At 74.9% G+C, this 20,706-nt stretch carries 17 protein-coding genes and 6 tRNA genes; 13 read left to right on the top strand and 10 right to left on the bottom strand.

Going from position 1 to position 20,706, the window contains the following annotated elements:
- Positions 1-164: 164 nt before the first annotated feature.
- From cobT to ACQ9ZG_RS04470, 3 genes are all read left to right on the top strand, one after another.
- Positions 165-3,800 (top strand): nicotinate-nucleotide--dimethylbenzimidazole phosphoribosyltransferase, encoded by a 3,636-nt coding sequence (gene cobT, locus ACQ9ZG_RS04480; protein ID WP_499279949.1) that lies wholly within the window; start codon positions 165-167, stop codon positions 3,798-3,800.
- 335 nt (positions 3,801-4,135) lie between these two features.
- The gene (gene cobA, locus ACQ9ZG_RS04475) at positions 4,136-5,482 is read left to right on the top strand and encodes a uroporphyrinogen-III C-methyltransferase (protein WP_499279948.1); all 1,347 of its coding nucleotides are present in this window, start codon (positions 4,136-4,138) and stop codon (positions 5,480-5,482) included.
- An 83-nt stretch (positions 5,483-5,565) separates the two neighbouring features.
- On the top strand, positions 5,566-6,384 hold the full coding sequence (locus ACQ9ZG_RS04470) for a TrmH family RNA methyltransferase (RefSeq protein ID WP_109914075.1): 819 nt from the start codon (positions 5,566-5,568) through the stop codon (positions 6,382-6,384).
- A 108-nt stretch (positions 6,385-6,492) separates the two neighbouring features.
- Here the strand turns inward: ACQ9ZG_RS04470 and ACQ9ZG_RS04465 are convergent, their stop codons facing one another.
- Positions 6,493-7,875 (bottom strand): protein kinase domain-containing protein, encoded by a 1,383-nt coding sequence (locus ACQ9ZG_RS04465; RefSeq protein WP_499279946.1) that lies wholly within the window; start codon positions 7,873-7,875, stop codon positions 6,493-6,495.
- A 593-nt stretch (positions 7,876-8,468) separates the two neighbouring features.
- Here ACQ9ZG_RS04465 and ACQ9ZG_RS04460 point away from each other — a divergent pair.
- The 3 genes from ACQ9ZG_RS04460 to ACQ9ZG_RS04450 all read left to right on the top strand — a co-directional run bounded on the left by ACQ9ZG_RS04460 (position 8,469) and on the right by ACQ9ZG_RS04450 (position 10,723).
- Positions 8,469-8,675, top strand: a complete 207-nt coding sequence (locus tag ACQ9ZG_RS04460; protein ID WP_018490464.1) for a hypothetical protein — start codon at positions 8,469-8,471, stop codon at positions 8,673-8,675.
- Positions 8,676-9,379: 704 nt separating this feature from the next.
- Positions 9,380-10,348: a phosphotransferase gene (locus tag ACQ9ZG_RS04455; protein WP_499279945.1), complete on the top strand. Its 969-nt coding sequence runs from the start codon at positions 9,380-9,382 to the stop codon at positions 10,346-10,348.
- A 66-nt stretch (positions 10,349-10,414) separates the two neighbouring features.
- Positions 10,415-10,723 carry a TFIIB-type zinc ribbon-containing protein gene (locus tag ACQ9ZG_RS04450; RefSeq protein WP_018490462.1) on the top strand — a complete coding sequence of 103 codons (309 nt, stop codon included), beginning with the start codon at positions 10,415-10,417 and terminating at the stop codon, positions 10,721-10,723.
- A gap of 57 nt (positions 10,724-10,780) precedes the next feature.
- Here the strand turns inward: ACQ9ZG_RS04450 and ACQ9ZG_RS04445 are convergent.
- The 5 genes from ACQ9ZG_RS04445 to ACQ9ZG_RS04425 form a co-directional block, all read right to left on the bottom strand.
- Positions 10,781-10,855 (bottom strand) — tRNA-Val (locus tag ACQ9ZG_RS04445).
- A 34-nt stretch (positions 10,856-10,889) separates the two neighbouring features.
- A tRNA-Val gene (locus tag ACQ9ZG_RS04440) sits at positions 10,890-10,961 on the bottom strand.
- A 37-nt stretch (positions 10,962-10,998) separates the two neighbouring features.
- Positions 10,999-11,070, bottom strand: a tRNA-Val gene (locus ACQ9ZG_RS04435).
- Between the two features lies 1 nt (position 11,071).
- Positions 11,072-11,145 (bottom strand) — tRNA-Cys (locus ACQ9ZG_RS04430).
- A gap of 37 nt (positions 11,146-11,182) precedes the next feature.
- Positions 11,183-11,255: transfer RNA gene (locus tag ACQ9ZG_RS04425), tRNA-Gly, on the bottom strand.
- A 184-nt stretch (positions 11,256-11,439) separates the two neighbouring features.
- Between ACQ9ZG_RS04425 and ACQ9ZG_RS04420 the strand changes: the two genes are divergently transcribed.
- From ACQ9ZG_RS04420 to ACQ9ZG_RS04410, 3 genes are all read left to right on the top strand, one after another.
- Positions 11,440-12,498 (top strand): chorismate-binding protein, encoded by a 1,059-nt coding sequence (locus ACQ9ZG_RS04420; RefSeq protein ID WP_084996349.1) that lies wholly within the window; start codon positions 11,440-11,442, stop codon positions 12,496-12,498.
- A complete protein-coding gene (locus ACQ9ZG_RS04415; protein ID WP_109916589.1) occupies positions 12,495-13,316 on the top strand; it encodes an aminotransferase class IV in 822 nt (273 codons plus the stop codon). Before ACQ9ZG_RS04420 ends, ACQ9ZG_RS04415 begins: the two co-directional genes overlap by 4 nt.
- 134 nt (positions 13,317-13,450) lie before the next feature.
- Positions 13,451-14,287 carry a GNAT family N-acetyltransferase gene (locus ACQ9ZG_RS04410; protein WP_109916588.1) on the top strand — a complete coding sequence of 279 codons (837 nt, stop codon included), beginning with the start codon at positions 13,451-13,453 and terminating at the stop codon, positions 14,285-14,287.
- Positions 14,288-14,420: 133 nt separating this feature from the next.
- Here ACQ9ZG_RS04410 and ACQ9ZG_RS04405 read toward each other — a convergent pair whose 3' ends face one another.
- Complete coding sequence (locus tag ACQ9ZG_RS04405) at positions 14,421-14,936, bottom strand: DsbA family protein (RefSeq protein WP_109914704.1); 516 nt, start codon at positions 14,934-14,936, stop codon at positions 14,421-14,423.
- A 182-nt stretch (positions 14,937-15,118) separates the two neighbouring features.
- On the opposite strand from ACQ9ZG_RS04405, the gene ACQ9ZG_RS04400 reads away from it, so the two are divergent.
- Complete coding sequence (locus ACQ9ZG_RS04400; RefSeq protein ID WP_084997246.1) at positions 15,119-15,595, top strand: hypothetical protein; 477 nt, start codon at positions 15,119-15,121, stop codon at positions 15,593-15,595.
- Between the two features lie 163 nt (positions 15,596-15,758).
- Entirely contained in the window at positions 15,759-15,923 is a 165-nt protein-coding gene (locus tag ACQ9ZG_RS04395) for a hypothetical protein (RefSeq protein WP_165272149.1), read from the top strand.
- On the opposite strand, the gene ACQ9ZG_RS04390 is transcribed toward ACQ9ZG_RS04395, so the two are convergent.
- Positions 15,918-16,514: a CGNR zinc finger domain-containing protein gene (locus ACQ9ZG_RS04390; RefSeq protein ID WP_109914609.1), complete on the bottom strand. Its 597-nt coding sequence runs from the start codon at positions 16,512-16,514 to the stop codon at positions 15,918-15,920. The two genes, ACQ9ZG_RS04395 and ACQ9ZG_RS04390, sit on opposite strands and share 6 nt — an antisense overlap.
- Before the next feature lie 250 nt (positions 16,515-16,764).
- Complete coding sequence (locus ACQ9ZG_RS04385; RefSeq protein ID WP_003959770.1) at positions 16,765-17,178, bottom strand: SsgA family sporulation/cell division regulator; 414 nt, start codon at positions 17,176-17,178, stop codon at positions 16,765-16,767.
- A gap of 190 nt (positions 17,179-17,368) precedes the next feature.
- On the opposite strand from ACQ9ZG_RS04385, the gene ACQ9ZG_RS04380 reads away from it, so the two are divergent.
- Together ACQ9ZG_RS04380 and ACQ9ZG_RS04375 are read left to right on the top strand one after the other, a co-directional pair.
- On the top strand, positions 17,369-17,824 hold the full coding sequence (locus ACQ9ZG_RS04380; RefSeq protein ID WP_018490276.1) for a TIGR02611 family protein: 456 nt from the start codon (positions 17,369-17,371) through the stop codon (positions 17,822-17,824).
- 66 nt (positions 17,825-17,890) lie between these two features.
- Positions 17,891-17,962: transfer RNA gene (locus ACQ9ZG_RS04375), tRNA-Val, on the top strand.
- A 92-nt stretch (positions 17,963-18,054) separates the two neighbouring features.
- Here ACQ9ZG_RS04375 and ACQ9ZG_RS04370 read toward each other — a convergent pair.
- Entirely contained in the window at positions 18,055-20,691 is a 2,637-nt protein-coding gene (locus ACQ9ZG_RS04370) for an SCO7613 C-terminal domain-containing membrane protein (RefSeq protein ID WP_499279944.1), read from the bottom strand.
- Between the last annotated feature and the right edge of the window lie 15 nt (positions 20,692-20,706).

Here is a 20,706-nt window from a genome sequence, read left to right as displayed (position 1 = left end):
CTGCCTGTCACGGTGGCGAACGACCGCGAGAATAGGACCAGGTCCGCGGGCGGTTCGTGCCGCGCGGCGAGCCCGCTCGTTCTTCATGACGAGCACCGGCGTGCCGTGGTTCGGCGTCCCGGGCGAAGGGCCGAAGGAGCACTGACGATGGGCGAGGGGTACGCATGACTGACACCGGCCAGATCCCGGGCGAGGGACTGCCGGAGAACGCAGGCATGGTGGAGCAGCCGGGCATCCCCGCCCCGGGCGCGTACACCTTCCTCGACCCCTCCGAGCACGCCCCCGAGGACGACGACCTCCTGCTGATGCCGGCCTCCCAGGGCGCGTGGAGCGACCCGCAGACGGTCCAGCCGCAGGCCCAGGCGGCCCCGGCCGGGGCTCCGCAGGGCTTCCCGGCCGCTTCCCGGACCGCTCAGCCCGTGGCGGCTCATGCCGTGCCCGCCACGGCCGTGGCCGAGGCGGTGCCGGTGCCGGAGGCCGCCCCCGCCGCTGCGGCGGCTCCCGAGGCCGTCTCCGCCCCGGAGGCGCAGGCCTCCACCGTCCCGCCCGTGCCGGAGCAGCCGTCGCAGCAGCTCCCGGACGGGCAGCAGCCGCCGTACGCGCCACAGCCGCAGCTCCCCGCGGACGGCCAGGAGGCCCCGGTCCCCGCCGAGCCGCACGGCACGCACGAGTCGGGCGGCCGCGACACGGGCTCCGTGGACCTCAACGGCGTACGGATCCCTCACCCGGCCCCCGCTCCCGCGCAGACCCCCGCTCCGGTCGGCGCTCCCGCGCAGGCTCCCGCCCCGGCCCGCCGCCCGCTGCACCGGGGCCCGGCCTCGGCCGAGGCCCCGGCGTACGGCGGTACGCAGGGCGGCGGCGTGGTCCGCTCGCTGGCCGACCGCGGCCCCGCCGGAGCGGTCCGGACCGCGCCCCCGGCCCGCCACGCGAGCCCGCCGGCCACCGCCCCCGACTCCTTCGCGGCCCCGGTCGAGGCCCCGGCAGAGGAGGCTCCGGTGCTGCCGGGGCCGCAGCTGGGCGAGATCCCGCCGCAGGGCGCGGCCCCGTGGGGCCCGCCGCCGCAGCAGCCGGAGGCCGCGGCTCCGGTGGAGTCCGTGGAGCCGGTGCCGGTCGTGGAGGCTGAGCCTGAGGTGGAGGTGGAGGCCGAGGCCCAGGTGGAGCCGGAGCCCGTCGCTCAGCAGCCGGTCGCGGCCGAGGCGCCCGCAGAGCCGGTGCAGCCCGAGGCCCCGGTGGAGGCTCCGGTGGAGCCCGAGGTGATCGAGCCGGAGGCAGCCGCTCCTGCCGCGCCGGAGCAGCCGGTGGAGGGGGAACAGCAGCTGGACGAGCCGTTCGTCGGTCCCGAGGCTGTGGCCGGGGCCGGGGCCGAAGCAGAGATCCAGCCTGAGGCGAAGGTTCAGCCTGAGGCGGAGATTCAGCCCGAGGCTGTGGCCGGGGCCGAGCCGGTACAGCAGACGGCCCCTGAGGGAGCCCTCCCGGCGGAGACGGCCCCCGCAGAAGCCGAAGCAGAAACGGTCGTCCCCGAGGCGCCCACCGAGGCACCCGACGCCGAGACCCCGGCAGAGGCGGCGGTTCCGGCCGGGCTGCCCGCCGAGGCACCGGTGGAGACGCCCGAGGCGCCGCCCGTCCCGGCGGATGCGGCAGCCCCGGAGTCCCCGGCCCCGGCGGCCGAGGAGAGCCCGGAGCCCGGGCCGGCCACGGAGACCGGTGAGGCCCCCGTGGCTGAGGCCGCCCCCGAGGCCGGGGAGCCCGCGGTCACGGTGGAGCCGGTGGCGGAGGTCCAGGCTCCCGTCGCCCCCGTCCCCGTGCAGGCGGCTGCCGCCGAGCCCGCCCCGCAGCCCGGGGAGGCACCGGAAGCAGCGGCTCCGGAAGAGTCGGAACCGGCGACGGCGCAGCCCGCCGAGGCGCCGGCGGAGCCCGTACGGCCGACTCCGCCCCCGGCCGCCACCACCCCGGCGCCGGAGCCCGAGGCAGAGGACGGGACGGGCCCCGAGGTCATCGAGACCCCGGATCTGGCCGAGGAGCCGGTCGAACAGCCGGTGGCGGAGGCGGCCCCCGAGGAGCCCTTCACCCCGCCCGCGCCCGGCTACGACGACGCCGAGCGCGAAGCGGTGCTGCGGGTCATGCGCGAGCGCCGGGACATCCGCAACGGCTTCCGCAGCGACCCGATCCCGCACGAGGTCCTGCTCCGGGTGCTGGAGGCGGCCCACACCGCGCCCAGCGTGGGCCACTCGCAGCCCTGGGACTTCGTCGTCATCCGGTCCGCCGAGACGCGCCGTTCGATGCACGAACTGGCCCAGCGCCAGCGTGACGCCTATGCCAAGTCGCTCCCCAAGGGCAGGGCGAAGCAGTTCAAGGAACTGAAGATCGAGGCGATTCTCGACACCCCGGTCAACATCGTCGTCACCGCCGACCCGACCCGGGGCGGCCGGCACACCCTGGGCCGCCACACGCAGCCGCAGATGGCCCCCTACTCCTCGGCGCTGGCGGTGGAGAACCTGTGGCTGGCCGCCCGTGCGGAGGGCCTGGGCGTCGGCTGGGTGAGCTTCTTCGACGAGCGGGAGATGGTCCGCGCGCTCGGCCTGCCCGAGCACCTGCAAGTGGTCGCGTACCTCTGTGTCGGTTACGTCGACGAGTTCCCCGAGGAGCCCGAGCTGATGCAGGCGGGCTGGTCCAAGCGCCGCCCGCTCTCCTGGGTCGTCCACGAGGAGACGTACGGCCGGCGCGCGCTGCCCGGCGAGGAGCCGCACGACCTGCTCCAGGAGACCATCTCCGCCATCCGCCCGCTGGACGCCAAGGCGCTCGGGGAGGCGTGGGAGCGGCAGAAGCGGATGACGAAGCCCGCCGGTGCGCTCGGCATGCTGGAGATCATCTCCGCGCAGCTCTCCGGCCTCTCCCGGATGTGCCCGCCGCCGATCCCGGAGCCCGCGGCGGTCGCGATCTTCGCCGGTGACCACGGGGTGCACGCCCAGGGCGTCACGGCGTGGCCGCAGGAGGTCACCGCCCAGATGGTCGCGAACTTCCTGGGCGGGGGAGCGGTCTGCAACGCGTTCGCCGCGCAGGTCGGGGCGGAGGTCTGCGTCGTCGACGTCGGCGTCGCCACGGACCTGCCCGCGACCCCGGGCCTGCTGCCGCGCAAGGTGCGCAAGGGCACCGCGGACTTCACCACGGGCCCCGCCCTCACCCGGGAGGACGTCCTCGCCGCGATCGAGGTGGGCATCGAGACCGCCCGGGACCTGGTGGCGGCGGGCAACAAGGCGCTGCTCACCGGTGAGATGGGCATCGCGAACACCACCGCGTCGGCCGCGCTGATCTGCGTCTACACCGGGATCGACGCGTCCGAGGTGACCGGCCGGGGGACCGGCATCAACGACGAGATGCACGCCCGCAAGGTCGATGTCGTACGCCGTGCCCTCGACCTCCACCAGCCGGACCCCGCCGACCCGATCGGCGTCCTCGCGGCGGTCGGCGGCCTGGAGCACGCGGCGATGGTGGGCTTCCTCCTCGGCGGAGCCTCCCTGCGTACGCCGGTGGTCCTGGACGGCGTGAGCGCGGGCGCGGCGGCCCTGGTCGCCCGCGCCATCGCCCCCGAGGCCCTCGCGGCCTGCATCGCCGGGCACCGCAGCGCGGAACCCGGCCATGTGGCGGCCCTCAACAAGCTGGGCCTGCGCCCGCTGGTCGACCTGGACCTCCGCCTCGGCGAGGGCACGGGCGCGCTGCTGGCGCTCCCGATCGTGCAGAGCGCGGCACGGGCGATGCACGAGGTGGCGACGTTCGACGCGGCCGGAGTGACGGAGAAGTAGGCCGATCAGCCTCTCCGGCGTGTGAGGAGCGGGGTCCGGGGCGCCGCCCCGAACCCCGGCTCGTCCGCGCCCTTCCCGCGCATGCCGACAGTGCGGGGTCCGGGGCGGCGCCCCGCTTCCGGGAGGCGGCGGGCAGCGGGCCGGCCCGCCGCGGGTCCCCGCGCAGCCCCCGCCCCTCCCGGCGCCCGCACGCCCACGGCCCCCGCCCCCGGGCCCCGCCCCCCACCACCCCGTATCCTTTCCCCGACCCGGCAACCCCTACTTCCGCACGTCACAGCCGCTCCACAGTCGCAGCGGCCGCTACGCAGCACCCCGCCCGAGGAGCCCGCACCGCCATGGCCGAGCACGCAGACCACGCAGGTCACCCGGAGAGCGCCGGTCACGCCGAAAGCGCCGAAGGCGTCGCCGGTACCGGTCGCACCGAGAACGCCGACCACCCCGCGTACCCCGTAGGCCTGCGTCTTCACGGCCGCCGCACCGTGGTCATCGGCGGCGGCCAGGTCGCCCAGCGCCGGCTGCCGCAGCTCATCGCCACCGGGGCCGACATCACGCTGGTCTCCCCGTCCGCCACCCCCTCCGTCGAGGCCATGGCGGACGCGGGCGAGATCCGCTGGGAGCGCCGCCGCTACCAGGACGGCGACCTCGCGGACACCTGGTACGCCTTGGTCGCCTCCTCCGACACCGCCGCCAACGACGCGGCCTCCGCCGAGGCCGAGCGCACCCGCACCTGGTGCGTCCGGGCCGACGACGCCGAGGCCGCGACCGCCTGGACCCCGGCCACCGGCCGCATCGACAACATCACCGTCGCCGTCCTGAACGCCACCCCCCAGGGCCGCGACCCGCGCCACTCCGCCGCCCTCCGCGACGCCATCGTCGAGGGCCTGCGCGACGGCACCCTCGCCGCCCCGCACCACCGCACCCGCACCCCCGGCGTGGCCCTGGTCGGCGGCGGCCCCGGCGACCCGGACCTGATCACGGTGCGCGGCCGCCGCCTCCTCGCCGAGGCCGACGTGGTCATCGCGGACCGCCTCGGCCCCCGCGACCTGCTCGACGAACTCCCGCCGCACGTCGAGGTGATCGACGCGGCGAAGATCCCGTACGGGCGGTACATGGCCCAGGAGGCGATCAACCAGGCGCTGATCGAGCACGCCAGGGCGGGCAAGGCCGTCGTCCGGCTGAAGGGCGGCGACCCGTTCGTCTTCGGCCGGGGCATGGAGGAGGCCCAGGCGCTCGCCGCCGAGGGCATCCCCTGCACGGTCGTCCCCGGCATCTCCAGCACCATCTCGGTCCCCGGTGCGGCCGGTATCCCGGTCACCCACCGGGGGGTGGCCCATGAGTTCACCGTGGTCAGCGGCCATGTCGCCCCCGAGGACCCGCGCTCGCTGGTCGACTGGGCGGCCATCGCCCGGCTGCGCGGCACCCTCGTCCTGCTGATGGCGGTCGACAAGATCGGCGCCATCGCCGCCGCCCTGATCACCCACGGCAAGGACCCGGCCACCCCGGTCGCTCTGGTCCAGGAGGGCACCACCGCGGCCCAGCGCCGGGTGGACGCGACCCTCGCGGACGTCGGGGAGCGAGCGGTCGCCGAGGAGGTGCGCCCGCCCGCCGTGATCGTCATCGGCGACGTCGTCGCGGTGGGCCCGGACTCGGCACCCCCGTCGGACGACCCGTCGGCCGACTGAATCCGACCCCCACCGAGTAACCCGCGGTTACGCATCCCACCGCGGGCGTTGGCACCGCAGACCGGACAAGGCAGTATCACCCTGTGGCAGATCTCATCACCGTCGACGACCCCGACGACCCGCGCCTGAGCGACTACACCGGCCTGACCGACGTCGAGCTGCGGAGACGCCGCGAACCCGCCGAGGGCCTCTTCATCGCGGAGGGCGAGAAGGTCATCAGGCGAGCCCGGCACGCCGGGTACGAGATGCGCTCGATGCTGCTCTCCGCCAAGTGGGTCGATGTCATGCGGGACGTCATCGACGAGGTTCCGGCCCCGGTGTACGCGGTCGCGCCCGAGCTGGCCGAACGCGTCACCGGCTACCACGTCCACCGGGGGGCGCTCGCCTCCATGCAGCGCAAGCCGCTGCCCACCGCCGAGGAACTCCTCACCACCGCCCGCCGGATGGTGGTGATGGAGTCGGTCAACGACCACACCAACATCGGTGCGATCTTCCGCAGCGCGGCGGCCCTCGGCATGGACGCCGTCCTCCTCTCGCCGGACTGCGCGGACCCGCTCTACCGCCGCTCGGTCAAGGTCTCGATGGGCGCGGTCTTCTCCGTCCCGTACGCACGCCTCGAAGCCTGGCCCAAGGGGCTGGAGACCGTACGGGAGGCGGGCTTCCGGCTCCTCGCCCTCACCCCCGACGCCAAGGCCACCAGCATCGACGAGGCGGCCCCGCACCGGCTGGAGCGGGTGGCGCTGATGCTGGGCGCGGAGGGCGAGGGGCTCTCCACGAAGGCACTGGTGGCGGCCGACGAGTGGGTCCGCATCCCGATGGCGCACGGTGTCGACTCGCTGAACGTCGGTGCGGCGGCCGCGGTGGCCTTCTACGCGGTGGCGACGGGCCGTCCGGAGAGCTGAGACACCGGCACGGGACGGGCGCCGGAAGGACGGGGACAGCGGTACGGGACGCGAGCCGGAGCCCCCGGTACGACGAAGGCCGCCCCCGGACCCGGGCACCCGCTCTCCCTACACCCCCTGAGCGGACACCGGCACCTGCGCCTGTCCCCGCGTCAGCACCTGCTCCGGCGCACGTTCCCGTTCCCGCTCCTGCTCCGGCGCGCGCTCCCGCTTCCGCTCCTGCGACACGCTGACGGCATGCCCGCTCCCGCCGCCCAGTCCACGCGCCGGCCCCTGGCACCCCTGGGCCGCCGCGATCCCGAGGGCCACCAGCAGCGTCACCACCACGAAGACCACCAGCCGCTGGCGGAGCAGCCGCGGATTGGCCGGACGGCGTCCCGCCGACGTGGTACGGGCCCCGGGCCGGGTGCCCGGCCGTCCGCTGGTCGTGCTGCCCGGCCGCTTCCCGGAACCCGTGGTGCCGCGCGGCCGCTGCGGCCGGGACCCACCGGTGCGCGGCGCCCCCGAACGCGAGGGACCGGGGCGGCGGCCCTGCTGCGGGCGGCCGGCCGAGGACGGGCCTTCGGCGCGGCGGGTCTGCTGCTCGGTGTACGGGCCGTCGAGACGGCCGGTGGGCCGGTCCGCGTCCTGGGCCGAGCGCTGGACGGGGGGCCGCCCCTCGTGGAGGCCCTGGGCCTCGCGCGCCGCGATCTCCTTGAGCCGCATGGAGAGTTGGAGCGTGCTCGGCCGCTCCTCCGGGTCCTTGGCGAGGCAGGCGCGGATCAGGGGGGCCAGCGCGTCGTGCACCCCGTGGAGCTGCGCCTCCTCGTGCACGACGCGGTAGAGCATCACCTCGGAACTGCCGTGCCCGAAGGGGGAGTCGGCCATCGCCGCGTAGGCCAGGGTGGCACCGAGCGAGAAGACGTCCGTCGCAGGGGTCACCGCCGCGCCCCGGACCTGCTCGGGCGCGAGGAAGCCGGGCGATCCCACCGCCGTACCGACATGGGTCAGCGTGCTGGCCCCGGTCGCCCAGGCGATGCCGAAGTCGATGATGCGGGGGCCCTTGGGGGAGAGCAGGATGTTCGACGGCTTCAGGTCCCGGTGGACCACCCCGGCCTCGTGCACCGCGACCAGGCCCTCGGAGAGCGCCGCACCGATCGAGGCCACCTCGGCGGCGGACAGGGGCCCCTCCTCGGCCACCTTGTCGTGCAGCGAGGGGCCGGGGACGTACTGCGTGGCGAACCACGGGCGGTCGGCCTCCAGATCGGCGGCGACCAGCCGGGCCGTACAGCCACCGCGGATCCGCCGCGCCGCCGACACCTCGCGGGCGAACCGCGAACGGAACTCCTGGTCCTCGGCCAGGTCGGGCCGGATCACCTTGAGCGCCACCCGCTGACCGCGCCGGTCGGAGCCGAGGTAGACCACCCCCATGCCGCCGGCGCCGAGCCGTCGGTGCAGCCGGAACGAGCCGACGAGACGCGGGTCCTCGCGCCGGAGCCGCATCATCGCCATCGTCTGCCCATCCCCGCTGCCTGGTCCGCCTGACGAGGCACAGCTTACGTACCCCGCGCCCGGTGCGCTCAGAGGCCGCGCCCTCGCCGGGGATTCGATTGTCCGTGCCCGGCGGGAGAGGTGAAGGCCGGTCAGGGAGCGGCGGTTCCGGGTCCGTCGGCCCGAGCGGGGCGACAAGGGCCTTTCGAACAAGGGGTGTTGTATCAAGCCATCATGGCCGGTATAGGTCTGCCGGAGGGGGTGGGGTCATCGGCCGCGGGCCCACGACGACGGCTCCGGGAGGGCGCCGCGGAGCACCACACACCCTCCGAAGGAGGGTGCCCGGAGTGAGTGAAGTCACCCGCCGGGAGCCTCCCCCGGGGCGGTTTCCCCCTCCGTCCCCTCCGGGATGACCCCAAGGCCGGCCGGCCCGTCTCCACCCAGGGGAGTACGCGGACGGGTGACGGCTCATCCTCCGGGAGGCCCGGGATTGGGTACGCGGGCATGACGCCCGGTGCCCGCCGGTTACCTAATGTTGAGGTCAAGCGGCGGGCGCAGCACTCGTCCCCCGAGGTCACACGCCCGTCGCTCCCCATCAGGTCAGGAGAGGAACCATGTCGGACACGGCAACGCGGACCATGATCCGCACGCAGGGACGCAAGGCCTACGCCGCGTTCGGCGCCCGCCCGTCCGGCACGCGCCACCCCTTGGTGGCGACGGCCATGGTCCTTCCCCTGGCGGCCCTGCTCGCGGTCGTCTTCGGCGGCTGGGACGCGGTGGTCACACAGGCGTCGTCCGTGGCGGTGATGCTGGGGCGCTGAGCGGCGCCCAGGGTCCGGAAGAGCGGTCCGGACCCGGGTATCGGGCCAATAGCCCCGTGGGGACGGGGGTGCGGCGGACGGCAGCGTTTGTCCGGTCAGCTGGGGAGCTGACCGGACATCGCGCTGTCAGGGCCGGTTCCGCCGGGCGGACGCCCCGTTCCGCCCGCCGGACAGCCCGGCTCCGGCAGCCGGGCGGCCCTGCATCTCCTGCCGGGCAGCTCCGCTTTGTTCCGCCTGGTTGGGACTGCGCCTCCTGCCGGGGAGCCCTGCTTCTGTAGGCGTGCGGCCCTGGGCCTCCCGCCAGGCTGCGCCCCGTCTCCCGTCGGGCGGTCCTGCGCCTCCCGACGGGCGGTCCCGCGTCTCCCGGCGGGCGGTCCCGCCCCCCGTCGGGAGACCCGCGCCGGCGGTACGGGCCGCCCACCCCGGCCGTACGCACCTCACCTCACCCCACCTCACCCGGCGCCTCTACCGGCCTCCACCCCGCCTGCAGCGTACGCTCGACCGGTGACCGGCGGCAGGGCCGGGCCCGACCGACGCCGGGGGAACCGTTGCGTACCACCTCGCCCTCGACCTCAGACGACCGCGAACCCCCGTCCCCCGGAGCGGCGTCCCCTGGACCGGCGTCCCCCGGGGCAGGGCCCCCGGAGCCCCCGGCCCCCGCTCCGACTCCAGAACCCTCCACGCCCACCCCCACCCCCGCCCCCGTGATCCGCGAACTGGGCCTCCTCGCGCACCGTCTCCACCACCCGCCCGGCGCCCCCGGCGGCAGCTCCTGCGCCTGCGAGCCGCCGCGGCTTCTGGCGGACCGGGCGGACGGCACCGTCGTCCGCAGCGGGCCGGTCGTCGCCAAGGCGCACGCCGCGGACAGCGACCGCGAGGCCCTGGCGGCCCGGCTCGCCCTGGCCGCCGCGCCGCAGCTGACCGGCATCCTCCTCGCACCGCTCACCGCACCCGGCCCGGCCGGTACGGCGGAGACCGCCTCCCGGCCCGTCACCTTCTGGCCGTACGGAGCCCCCGTCGACCCCAAGGCTCCGCACGCCGCCCCCTGGTCCGGGGCCGCGACCCTCCTCGCCCGACTCCACCGGACCGTCCCGTCCCTGCCGGCCCCGCTCCCGCCGATGCGCGGTCCGGTCAAGGCGGCCCGGGCGGTCGCGCGGATGAACGCCGCACTGCCCGGGGGCGGCGCGACCCTCCCCGTACGGGCCGCGTGGTGTGCCCTGCCGGGGTGGGCCCGGGGCGAGGCCGCGCCCCCTGCCGGGCGGGCGCGCTTCCTCTGCCACGGAGACCTGCACCTCGGGCAGCTCGTGCGCCACCCCGCCCCGGACGGGCCCTGGCTGCTCATCGACGTGGACGACGCGGGGTGGGGCGACCCGGCCTGGGACCTGGCCCGGCCCGCCGCCTGGTACGCGGCCGGGGTGCTGGCCCCCGAGGACTGGCTGCTGTTCCTGGAGGCCTACCGGTCCGCCGGGGGACCCGCGGTGCCGGCCGAGGGCGACCCCTGGCCGCGACTCGACGTCCCCGCCCGCGCGCTGACGGTCCAGACGGCCGCCGTCGCCCTCGCCAAGTGCGCCGCGGAGGGGCGGGAGCCGGACGAGATGGAACAGCTGATGATCGATTCCTGTGCCCGAATCGCTACGTTCCCACCCGAGTTGGCGGCCGGGTCCGCGTCGTAGGCTGAACCGACCGCGGCCGGACGGGCATTCCGGCGGCGGCACGACGAGGGCGAGGAGCCGAGCCGAATGATGCAGTGCCCCAAGTGTCACGCGCAGATGCACACGTACAACCGCAACGGCGTCCAGATCGAGCAGTGCAGCGGCTGCCGGGGGATATTCCTCGACTACGGCGAGCTGGAGTCGCTGACCCGCCTGGAGTCGCAGTGGGCCCAGCAGGCCCCGCCCCCGCCGCCCGCCCCGCAGCAGCCCTACCCGCAGGCGGCCCCTCCCGTCCACGGCCCCGCCTGGGGCGCCCCGCAGCACGGTGCCGGTTACGGCGGGCACTACGGCCACCGCCGTCAGAAGGGCTTCGGCCGGATGCTCTTCTCGTCCTGACCGGCCACCGGCACGACGGAAGAACCCCCGGTCGTGGAGACGACCGGGGGTTCTCGGTGGTGCGCGATACTGGGATTGAACCAGTGACCTCTTCCGTGTCAGGGAAGCGCTCTCCCGCTGAGCTAATCGCGCGGGAATGACTCTGTGCGTACCGCTGTGTACTGCGTGCGCGATACTGGGATTGAACCAGTGACCTCTTCCGTGTCAGGGAAGCGCTCTCCCGCTGAGCTAATCGCGCGGGTGATCCTTACGGACCGGTGATCCTTGCGGATCAGTGGACGATACTGGGATTGAACCAGTGACCTCTTCCGTGTCAGGGAAGCGCTCTCCCGCTGAGCTAATCGTCCTTGGAGGTGGAGACGGGATTTGAACCCGTGTAGACGGCTTTGCAGGCCGTTGCCTCGCCTCTCGGCCACTCCACCAGGGATGGGAGTCCGGGAAGAACCCCCACCTTCTGCGAGCGGACGACCAGGTTCGAACTGGCGACCTCAACCTTGGCAAGGTTGCGCTCTACCAACTGAGCTACGTCCGCTTGTCTTTCCCGTTCCGCTTGCGCGTCCCGGCGACGTGTTGAACTCTAGCGGATTCCCGGGCCAGTACAAAAACGCGTTTGCGCAGATGGTCGCCGTACCGCCGCCGTCCGCCGCCGTGCCTTCGCCCCGACGCAGGTCACCGCGGGCGGTCCTAGACTCAGCAGAGTGTTCCCCCTCGCTCCCATGGCCCGCTTCGGCGGCCTCGTCGCCTCCGGTCTCCAGGACGTGACCAACGATCCCGCCGCTCTCGACTCGTCCGGCTTCTGGGCGGTCTGCGCGGATTTCGAGGGCCGTACGGTCTGCGCCCGCTTCTCCTCCGTACGCAGGGAGGAGGTGCCCGCCCCCGTGCCCGGAGCCTGGCGTGGGCCCGGGGGCGGGGAGTGGACGACCTCGCTGGACCGTGACGCCTACACGGCGGGGGTACGGCGGATCCGTGAACACATCGCGGCGGGCGAGGTCTACCAGGCCAATCTCTGCCGCGTCCTCTCCGCCCCGCTGCCCGAGGCCGAGCCCGGCCGGGCCGACGTGGACGCCCTGACCGCCCTGCTCGCGCGCGGCAACCCGGCACCGTACGCAGGAACGATCCGCCTCCCCGGCCACGGGGTGGAGGTCGCCACCGCGTCCCCGGAGCTGTTCCTGCGCCGGAACGGGCGGACCGTCGAGTCCGGGCCGATCAAGGGGACCGGGCGGACCGAGGCGGACCTGCTGGAGAAGGACCACGCCGAGAACGTGATGATCGTGGACCTGGTCCGCAACGACCTGGGCCGGGTCTGCGCCACCGGCAGCGTCACCGTCCCCGACCTCTGCGTGGTCGAGAAGCACCCGGGCCTCGTCCACCTCGTCTCCACCGTGCGCGGCGAACTGGCCGAGGGCGCGGGGTGGCCGGAGCTGCTCGCGGCGGCCTTTCCGCCCGGCTCCGTCACCGGCGCGCCGAAGTCCAGCGCGCTGCGGATCATCGAGGAGCTGGAGCGGTCCCCGCGCGGGCCGTACTGCGGTGCGGTCGGCTGGGTCGACGCCGACCGGGGGACGGCCTCCCTGGCCGTGGGCATAAGGACCTTCTGGATCGACCGGTCCGGCCCCGGGCCGCTTCTGCGGTTCGGGACGGGGGCCGGGATCACCTGGGGCTCCGACCCGGAGCGGGAGTGGGACGAGACCGAGCTGAAGGCGTCGCGGCTGCTGGCTGTAGCGTCGGGCACGTTCGAGCAGACCGGGTTCGGGCAGACAGGAAGGACCACGTCATGAGGATCTGGGTCAACGGCGGACTGCGGGACGCCGACGACGCCCGGCTGTCGGTGCTCGACCACGGGCTGACCGTGGGCGACGGCATCTTCGAGACGGTCCGCACCACCGGGGGCAGGCCCTTCGCGCTCACCCGCCACCTCGACCGCCTCACCCGCTCCGCGCGCGGCCTCGGCCTGCCCGCCCCGGACCTGGACGAGATCCGCCGGGCCGTGACGGCGGTCGTCGACGCCAACCCCGTCCCCCTCGGGCGGCTGCGGATCACCTACACCGGCGGCCTCTCCCCGCTCGGCTCCGACCGGGGCACCGCGGGGCCCAGCCTCGTCGTCGCGCTGGACGGGGTGAGCCGCCGCCCGGACACCACCGCGGTGATCACGGTCCCCTGGACCCGTAACGAACGCGGCGCGCTCACCGGGCTCAAGACCACCTCGTACGCGGAGAACGTCGTCGCCCTCGCCCGGGCCCGCGAGCGGGGCGCCTCCGAGGCGCTCTTCCCGAACACGGCCGGCCGGCTCTGCGAGGGGACCGGCTCCAACGTGTTCGTCGTGCTGGACGGCAGGATCCACACCCCGCCGGTCGCCTCCGGGTGCCTCGCCGGGATCACCCGCGCCCTGGCCGTGGAGTGGACCGGCGCCGAGGAGAGCGATCTGCCGATGGAGGTGCTGGCCGAGGCCGACGAGATCTTCCTGACCTCCACGCTCCGCGACATCCAGGCCGTGCACCGCGTGGACGACCGGGAACTGGCGCCGGAGCCCGGGCCGGTGACGGCGAAGGCCATGCGGATCTTCGACGAGCGGGCCGGGAACGACCTCGATCCGTAGGCCCGCCTCGCCCGTGGAACCTGGCCCGCGAGCCCCGACACGCGGCCCTGATGAGCCGGCCCGGCCGGTAGGCCCTTTCCGGTCGGGCCGGAAAAGCGCGTGACGTGCGCCCGTCCAGGGGATACAAACCCTTGGTGACCACGACACTCCGGCCGTCCGGGCCGCTTCAGGAAGGCGCCGCCGGGGCGCGGGCGCGCAGCTACGACGTCTGCGACAACGGCCTGCCCGTCGGCGCCGTATCGATCAGCACGGACGACGCGTTCGGCGCCTCGGCCGGGGTGGTGCGCTCCCTGAACGTCGACGAGGCGCGGCGTCGGCGCGGCCGGGGCACCATCGCCGTGCTCGCGGCCGAGGAGGTGCTGCGCGGGTGGGGCTGCACCCATGTGCGGACCGAGATCCCGGCCGAGAACGAGCCCGCCCGGCGGCTGGCGGCCGCCCTCGGCTACACCGAACGCAGCCGCAACATGGTCAAGACCCTCGGCCCGGAGAGCGTCCCGCTCCCCGAAGGGCTCGGCTCGCGCCCGATGAGCGAGCAGGAGTACGCGGAGTGGCTGGGCGAGGCGGTGCGCTCGTACGCCCAGGAATGGGTCGACCGGGGCGTGCCGCCCGAGCACGCCCGGCTCAAGTCCGAGGCCGACCACGCGGGGAACCTCCCGGACGGGCTGGCCACCGAGAACGTACGGTTCCGGGTGCTCGTCCACGGAGGCGCGGTGGTCGGCCACGTCTGGCTGGCCCTGCGGGAGCTGGAGCCGGGCCGGACCGCCGGGTTCGTCTTCGACGTCGAGGTGCGCGAGGAGCACCGGGGCCGCGGCTTCGGGCGGGCCCTGATGCTTCTGGCCGGGGACGAGACCCGCTCCTGGGGCCACGACCACCTCGGCCTGCACGTCTTCGCCGCCAACACCCCCGCGCTGCGCCTGTACGAGTCCCTCGGCTACGCGACGACGCGGTACAACCTGGCGAAGGCGCTGTAGCCGCTGCGGCCGGACGGCGGTGGCAGGGCGTACGGCGGAGCGCCTCCGGCCGGGGCGGCGGAGGGGCGGTGCGCAGCCGGGCTGCGGCGCGGCGGGGGTGGGGCGGTACGGCGCGGAGCCGGGGCGTCCGGCGTCAGCCCCGGTCGGCCAGGAGCCGGTCGACGATCTCCTCGATCCGCCCGCGCAGCCCCTCCTGGCTCGTGCCGCCGTCCAGCCGCTCGTCACCGACCACATAGGTGGGCGTGCCGGTGACCCCGATCGCCTTGCCCTCGGCCTGGTCGGCGTCGACGATCAGCAGGTGGCGGCCGTCGATGAGCGCGGTGTCGAACTCCTCCGCGTCCAGGCCCAGCTCACGCGCCACGTCGAGCAGCACCGGCTCACCGCCCTTGCCGAGGTCCTCGGTCCTGGCGAGCAGCGCCTCGATGTACGGCCAGTCCTGCCCCTGGGCGGCGGCCTCCTCGGCGGCCTGCGCGGCGGCGTAGGCGTACTTGTGCTTCTCCAGCGGGAAGTGCCGCAGCCGGATGTCGACACGGTCGCCGTACCGGGCGCGCAGGGCGCGGACGTCACCGAGGGCCCGGTGGCAGTCGGGGCATTGGAGGTCGCACCAGACGTCGAGGACGACCGGTGCCGCGGGGGTGGAATCGCTCATGCGGCCAGTCTTCCAGGCCGGGCCGACAACTCCCCATCCGCACCCGGGGCCGAGGGCCGTGACCGGCACCTGCGGAGGAGCCCGGCCCTGAAATGTCCCTGAAGTGGACCGGCGCCGTGGCCCCGGAGCCGGTCGTCGGTGCAGGATGGAAGGGACGTTTCCCCACGCGGCTGGAGGCCCCGATGCTTGCCGAGACCATCTGTTCCGCGGCGTCGGCGGCAGGCCTGGGCATCGCCGCGATCACCGCCTACCGCAAACGGTTCCTCACCGCGGCCAGGATCGCCGCCTACTCCCTCGTCCCGCTCGGGCTGGTCCTGACCGGGGTCGTCGCGTGGGTCTCGGGCATCGCGTTCAAGCCGAGCGTCTGGATCGGCTTCGGTGTGCTCGGCCTCTCCTGGCTGCTCTTCATGACCACCCGGGCGATCGAGCGCCGCAGCGGTACGACGCGCGCCGAGCGCAGGGCCGCACGCGCCGCCGAGCACGACGAGGCCGTCGCCCCGGGCGCCTCCACGCCCTCGCTCGGCGCGGGCTCCACCGCGGGCCAGGCCCGGCCGGCGGCCGGGGGAGCGGCGGCGAAGCCGAAGAGGCGGCAGGAGGCCGCGGCTCCCGCCGACGACTTCAGCGACATCGAGGCGATCCTCAAGAAGCACGGCATCTGAGACACGGCATCCGGAGCGGGCCGTTTCCGCGGCGGAGGCCCGAATGCCTGACGGCATCTCGGACGCCGGAGCGAATCCTGAGCACCACGGGACGGTGAACTCCCGCGGAAAGGGGGCAGGTTGATCGCCAACCGGGTCCCGGGTGCGTCATGATCGCCCCGAAATGGTGGACACATCCCGGGGCGAAGTCCCCGCACCCATGGCCGACCCCGCCGAAGAGCCCCGTGGCTGCCTCTTCGCGCTCTCCCAGCCACCCCTGATGATCTTCCTCACGGTGATCGGGAGCCTGCTGCTGATGGCGGCGCTGCACGACCTCTTCCTGTTATGAACCGGCCTCCCGGCGGCGGGCCCGGTAGGCGGCGACGTGGAGCCGGTTGCCGCAGGTGCGGCTGGAGCAGTAGCGGCGGGAGCGGTTGCGCGAGAGATCGACGAAGGCGCGGCCGCAGCCGGGCGCCTCGCACCGCCGCAGCCGCTCCTGCTCGCCGGCCACGATGATGAAGGCCAGGGCCATGCCGCAGTCGGCCGCGAGATGGTCGGCGAGCGAGGCGTCCGGCGCGAAGTAGTGCACATGCCAGTCGTAGCCGTCGTGGTCGGTGAGCTGGGGCGTGGTCCCGGCCGCGGCGACGAGCCGGTTGACCAGGTCGGCGGCGGTACGGGCGTCGGATGCGGCGAAGACCTCCGCGAACCGGCTCCGGACGTCCCGTACGGCTCCGAGGTCCTTCTCGCCGAGGGCGCCGACGCCGCTGATCTGGTGCTTCTCGGCGAAGGCGTACAGCGCCGCGACATCGTCGAGCCCGTCCTCCGGGCCGTCCACGAGTCCGTCCGCCGGGCCGTCCTCGGGCGGCTCGCTCTCCGGTGCGGTGTTCACCAGATCGACCACCGTGTCGAGGGCGATCCGGGTGTCGTGGGGGATCAGCACGCTTCGCTCCCTGGCCTCCGGCAGACGGGCGCCTGCCGATGGCGGCTGACTCTACTGGCTTGCCCGCCCCCGTTCCCCGGCCCGGTGCGGACCCGCGGGGGAGCGGGCACGCCCGCCGGACCCCGGGGCGCACGCCCGGGCGCCGCCGCCGCGGTGGGTTCCGCGGCGACGGCGCCTGGGTCAGCCCTATGCGGTTGTCCGCGCGACGCCGTCTCCCCGAGTCGGACGGCGTCGGCAGTTCTCGGCCTGGCTAGCTCTCGGCCAGGATGTGGGAGAGTTCCGTGTCGAGGTCGAAGTGCCGATGCTCGGTGCCGGGCGGAACCGCGGCGTCGGTTCTTTTCAGAAACGACTCCAGGGCTCGCGCCGGAGCCTCGAGCAGGGCTTCGCCCTCCGGGGAACTCAGTGCGATGCAGACGACGCCTTGGCCGTGACTCCGGGATGGCCAGACGCGGACGTCTCCGGTGCCGGTGGGCCGGTGCAGCCCCTCGGCAAGGAGGTCACGGGCGAAAACCCACTCGACCGTCTCCTCCGCTCCGGTGTGGAAGGTGGCGTGCACGGCATAGGGATCGGCCGTGTCATACCGCAGGCCCGCGGGAACAGGCAGTGAGGACTCGCTCGACACAACGAGGCGCAGGTGCAGCTCGCAGCTGACCGTGGTGTTCATAAGCGCCAGGGCCTTTCGCTCAGTGTGCGCTCGGGGATTCGCACGTCGGCGAAATCGACATGCCACCTACGGTGGCGTTGTAAACCCCTCTGACCCATTTGTGATGCTTCGGGTCCCTCGTCCAGCGGTGTGTAACTTTGAGTCATGCGTCCATTCAAGTGAAGGTGACGGTTCGGGTAGGTTGAGCTTCATGAACGCGGAGAGTGACGAGCGGACCGGGACCGCCGAACAGGCGGTCGCGGCCTCCGCCCCGGGGGGCACGGGCAAGGCGGAACGGGAGCTGGGATCGCGGGCGCCGGGCTTCATCAAGGCGTCGAGGCCGCTCCACCTGAGCTGGCAGGTCGGCGTCTTCGTCGTCGGCCTGGGCGTGGTCGTGGCCGGCGTGCTGATGCTGGTGCTGCCGGGGCCCGGCTGGCTGGTGATCTTCGGTGGCATGGCGATCTGGGCGACCGAGTTCGTCTGGGCCCAGCTGGTCCTGCGCTGGACGAAGCGCAAGGTCACCGAGGCCGCCCAGCGGGCCCTCGACCCCAAGGTCCGGCGGCGCAACATCATCCTCACCACCGTGGGCCTGGTGATCATGGCCGTGCTGGTCGGGATCTACGTCTGGAAGTTCGGGCTCGTCCTGCCGTGGACCATCGACGAGTAGCGCGCGGAAGCGGCGCCGGGGCGGTCGGGACCACCGCTGACATGGGGTAATGTTTGCCGTGCGCCCGGGCGATTAGCTCAGTGGGAGAGCGCTTCGTTCACACCGAAGAGGTCACTGGTTCGAACCCAGTATCGCCCACCCGGACAACGGCCCCCGAGACTTTCCGAAGTCTCGGGGGCCGTTGCGTTGCCCGCCCCCCCGTCGCACGGGGGGGGGCGGGCAACAGGGGCTCACCGCATCCGGCCCAGCACGTCCTTCAGCCTCCGCGCGTCCCGCAGCCGCTGCTCGTACGTGGCACCCACGGCCAGCAACAGCATTCCGGCCAGCGCCGGGGGCAGCCAGCGCGGCAGCGCACCGGCCACCTGGACGACGTACGGGGCCAGCTCGTGCAGGGTGACCAGGGCCAGGACGGCGCCGCCGAGCAGCAGCGGAGCCTGGACCCGGTACTTCGCCCCCAGCAGCGTGATCACCAGCGCCGCCACGCCCAGCAGCAGCGGCCGCTGCCAGTCGGGGTCGCCCCAGGCCACGGCCAGGCTCGGCAGCAGCGTCGCCGCGAGCCCCGGCCCGTACGCCGTCCAGGAGGACGCCTCGGGGTCCTTGCGCCGGCGCAGGACGCCGATCACCAGGGCGGGGACGGTCACGGGCAGGGTGTACGCCTCCGGGGCCGACACGTCCGACGCCGCCAGCCGCACCCAGGTCGCCGTCACGAACAGCACCGCCGCCAGGTATCCCGCCACGGGCCGCCGCTCCGGGCGCACCGCCGCCCCGGCCGCCAGCACCCCGCACAGGGCGAGCACCAGGGCCAGGAACGGCGCCCGGGGCACCGCGAGACCGATGGCCGCCAGCGCGCCCAGCCCGCCGGCCAGCTCCACCGGCAGCGCCACCGGGTGGTTCCGCAGCCGGGCCCCCAGCAGCACCGTCACCGCGGGCACCACGAGCAGCAGCGGGGCCGCCTCGTGCGGGGCGAGCCCCAGGGACCCGGCCACGCACCCGGTCAGGGCCGTGCCCCACACCACCGCGGCCACCGCGAGCACGGCCCGCTCCACCACCGGGCGCATCCGCAGCGCCGCCCCGGCGAAGAGCACCACCAGCGCCCCGAGCACCGCGTACGTCGCCCCCTCCGCCGCCAGCGACAGCAGCCCCAGGCTCACCGCCCCGCCGACCGCCAGCACCAGCGCGGTCACCGCCACGGCGGACGGACCGCGTCGGCCCGTCGCGCCACCGGGGCCGGCACCGGCACCCGCTGTCCCGGCGTACGGCTCCGAGCCACCCGCCGCCCCGCCGGGACCCGCACCCGAGCCGGAACCGGCACCAGGAACACCAGTACCGGCACCGGCCGCACCGGAACCGGCCCCAGCCATCCCCGCGCCCCGGCCGGCACCCAGTACCGCCACCGTCAGCAGCCCCGCCACGAGCACCGTCTCCAACGCCACCGCGACCGGGTACGGAACCCCCAGGGTCGCCGCCGCCAGCAGCACGGCGCCCCAGCCGAGGGCCAGCGCCCCCGCGCCCGCCGCGTCGCGCGCCTTCACGCCCGGGGCGGCCAGCGGAGCGGCGAGCCGCACCAGCGTCGGCCACCAGCGGTACGCGGCGCCCAGGCCTCCGGCCACCACCGCGAGGGCCAGTGGGGCCGCGGCCTGCTCCGGCCACGCCATCGCCTCGCCCAGCGCACCCCGGAACCCGTCCGGCGCCCCCGCCCACACCCCGGCCACCAGCTGGACCGGTCCCAGCAGCACCGCCGCGACCCCGGGCAGCGCCCACACCAGCGCACCGGCCACCACCGCACCCGACGCCAGCAGCACCCCGCGCCCGGCGGCGCGCGGCACCCGTACCCGTACGACGGAGAGCAGGGCCAGCCCGCAGAGCAGATACACCGGCACGTGCCACGCGCCCGGCACCGCCGCCCGCAGCACCCCGCCGGCCGCCGCCACCCCAGCCAGACCGGCCACCGCGCCGCCCAGCCGCGCGTAGCCGCCCGGGGCCCGCCATGCCCCGGCCAGCGCCGCCGCGGCGGCCGTCAGCAGCAGCAGGCCCGGCAGGACCGCGCCGAGCGTGCCGTCGGCCGTCAGTGACTCGCCGAGCCCCGTGAGCAGCGCGGCGGACCCCGTCACCGCCAGGCCGATGCCCGCCGTGACCCGTACGCCGAGACCCTTGCCCCACAGGACGATCGCCCCGTCCAGCACGGCCGTCGCCAGCAGCGCCCAGCCGACCACGAGCGCCGGCGCCCCGGCCGCCCCGGCGCCCAGCAGCAGCGGCCACTGGACGAAGAACACGGCGGCGGGCAGCGGCAGGTGCAGCTTGCCCAGCGACAGGCCGTAGGCCGTCCAGAGGGCCGCGAGCACCGCCGATGCGATGGCCGTGAACGTGAGCCCGTCGGCGTCCGGTGTCGCCACCGCGTGGATCGCGTACGCGTCCAGGAGCGTCAGCACCAGGGCGAGCGCGGCCAGCGCCTCCGCCGTGGCCGCAAGCTTCCGGCGCAGCAGGAGCGCGGGGGCCGCGAGGGCGGCCGCGGTCACCAGCGCCAGGACGGCCGCCCGGCCGCCGATGCCCATCGAGCCCCAGCTGACCAGGGTGAACGCGACGGCCGCGACCGTCAGCAGCAGCCCGCCCAGCGTCAGGAGCACGTTCTGCGCGCTGCGCGGCGTGGAGGGCTTCGCGGCCGTCGGGGCGGCCCCCCACGGCTGAGCAGGGGCCCAGCCGTGGCCCAGGGGCGGGGTGCTCCAGCGCGGGGCGTCCGGAGCCGTCGGCCGCAACGCGGCGACCAGCCAGGCGCGGCGGGTCAGCAACTGGGCGCGGCGGGCGTCGAGCTGGGCCAGTTCTCGGTCGAGGAGCGCCAGTTCCTCGGCGGGCGGCGGCACGTGTTCCATGTACGGGAGTGTGGC

This window comes from Streptomyces araujoniae, from assembly GCF_050871195.1.
In the GTDB taxonomy this organism is placed as follows: Bacteria; Actinomycetota; Actinomycetes; order Streptomycetales; family Streptomycetaceae; genus Streptomyces; species Streptomyces bacillaris.
This window is presented reverse-complemented; position numbering and strand designations above follow the sequence as displayed.

Bases quoted from the DNA above. Each gene is read 5' to 3' on its own strand.
- ACQ9ZG_RS04415 (WP_109916589.1), top strand. From the start codon at position 12,495: ATGAGGATCTGGGTCAACGGCGGACTGCGGGACGCCGACGACGCCCGG.
- ACQ9ZG_RS04460 (WP_018490464.1), top strand. From the start codon at position 8,469: ATGTCGGACACGGCAACGCGGACCATGATCCGCACGCAGGGACGCAAG.
- ACQ9ZG_RS04370 (WP_499279944.1), bottom strand. From the start codon at position 20,691: ATGGAACACGTGCCGCCGCCCGCCGAGGAACTGGCGCTCCTCGACCGA.
- ACQ9ZG_RS04405 (WP_109914704.1), bottom strand. From the start codon at position 14,936: ATGAGCGATTCCACCCCCGCGGCACCGGTCGTCCTCGACGTCTGGTGC.
- cobT (WP_499279949.1), top strand. From the start codon at position 165: ATGACTGACACCGGCCAGATCCCGGGCGAGGGACTGCCGGAGAACGCA.
- ACQ9ZG_RS04385 (WP_003959770.1), bottom strand. From the start codon at position 17,178: ATGAACACCACGGTCAGCTGCGAGCTGCACCTGCGCCTCGTTGTGTCG.
- ACQ9ZG_RS04395 (WP_165272149.1), top strand. From the start codon at position 15,759: ATGGTGGACACATCCCGGGGCGAAGTCCCCGCACCCATGGCCGACCCC.
- ACQ9ZG_RS04465 (WP_499279946.1), bottom strand. From the start codon at position 7,875: ATGGCGATGATGCGGCTCCGGCGCGAGGACCCGCGTCTCGTCGGCTCG.
- ACQ9ZG_RS04420 (WP_084996349.1), top strand. From the start codon at position 11,440: ATGGCCCGCTTCGGCGGCCTCGTCGCCTCCGGTCTCCAGGACGTGACC.
- ACQ9ZG_RS04450 (WP_018490462.1), top strand. From the start codon at position 10,415: ATGATGCAGTGCCCCAAGTGTCACGCGCAGATGCACACGTACAACCGC.
- ACQ9ZG_RS04380 (WP_018490276.1), top strand. From the start codon at position 17,369: ATGAACGCGGAGAGTGACGAGCGGACCGGGACCGCCGAACAGGCGGTC.
- ACQ9ZG_RS04400 (WP_084997246.1), top strand. From the start codon at position 15,119: ATGCTTGCCGAGACCATCTGTTCCGCGGCGTCGGCGGCAGGCCTGGGC.
- cobA (WP_499279948.1), top strand. From the start codon at position 4,136: ATGGCCGAGCACGCAGACCACGCAGGTCACCCGGAGAGCGCCGGTCAC.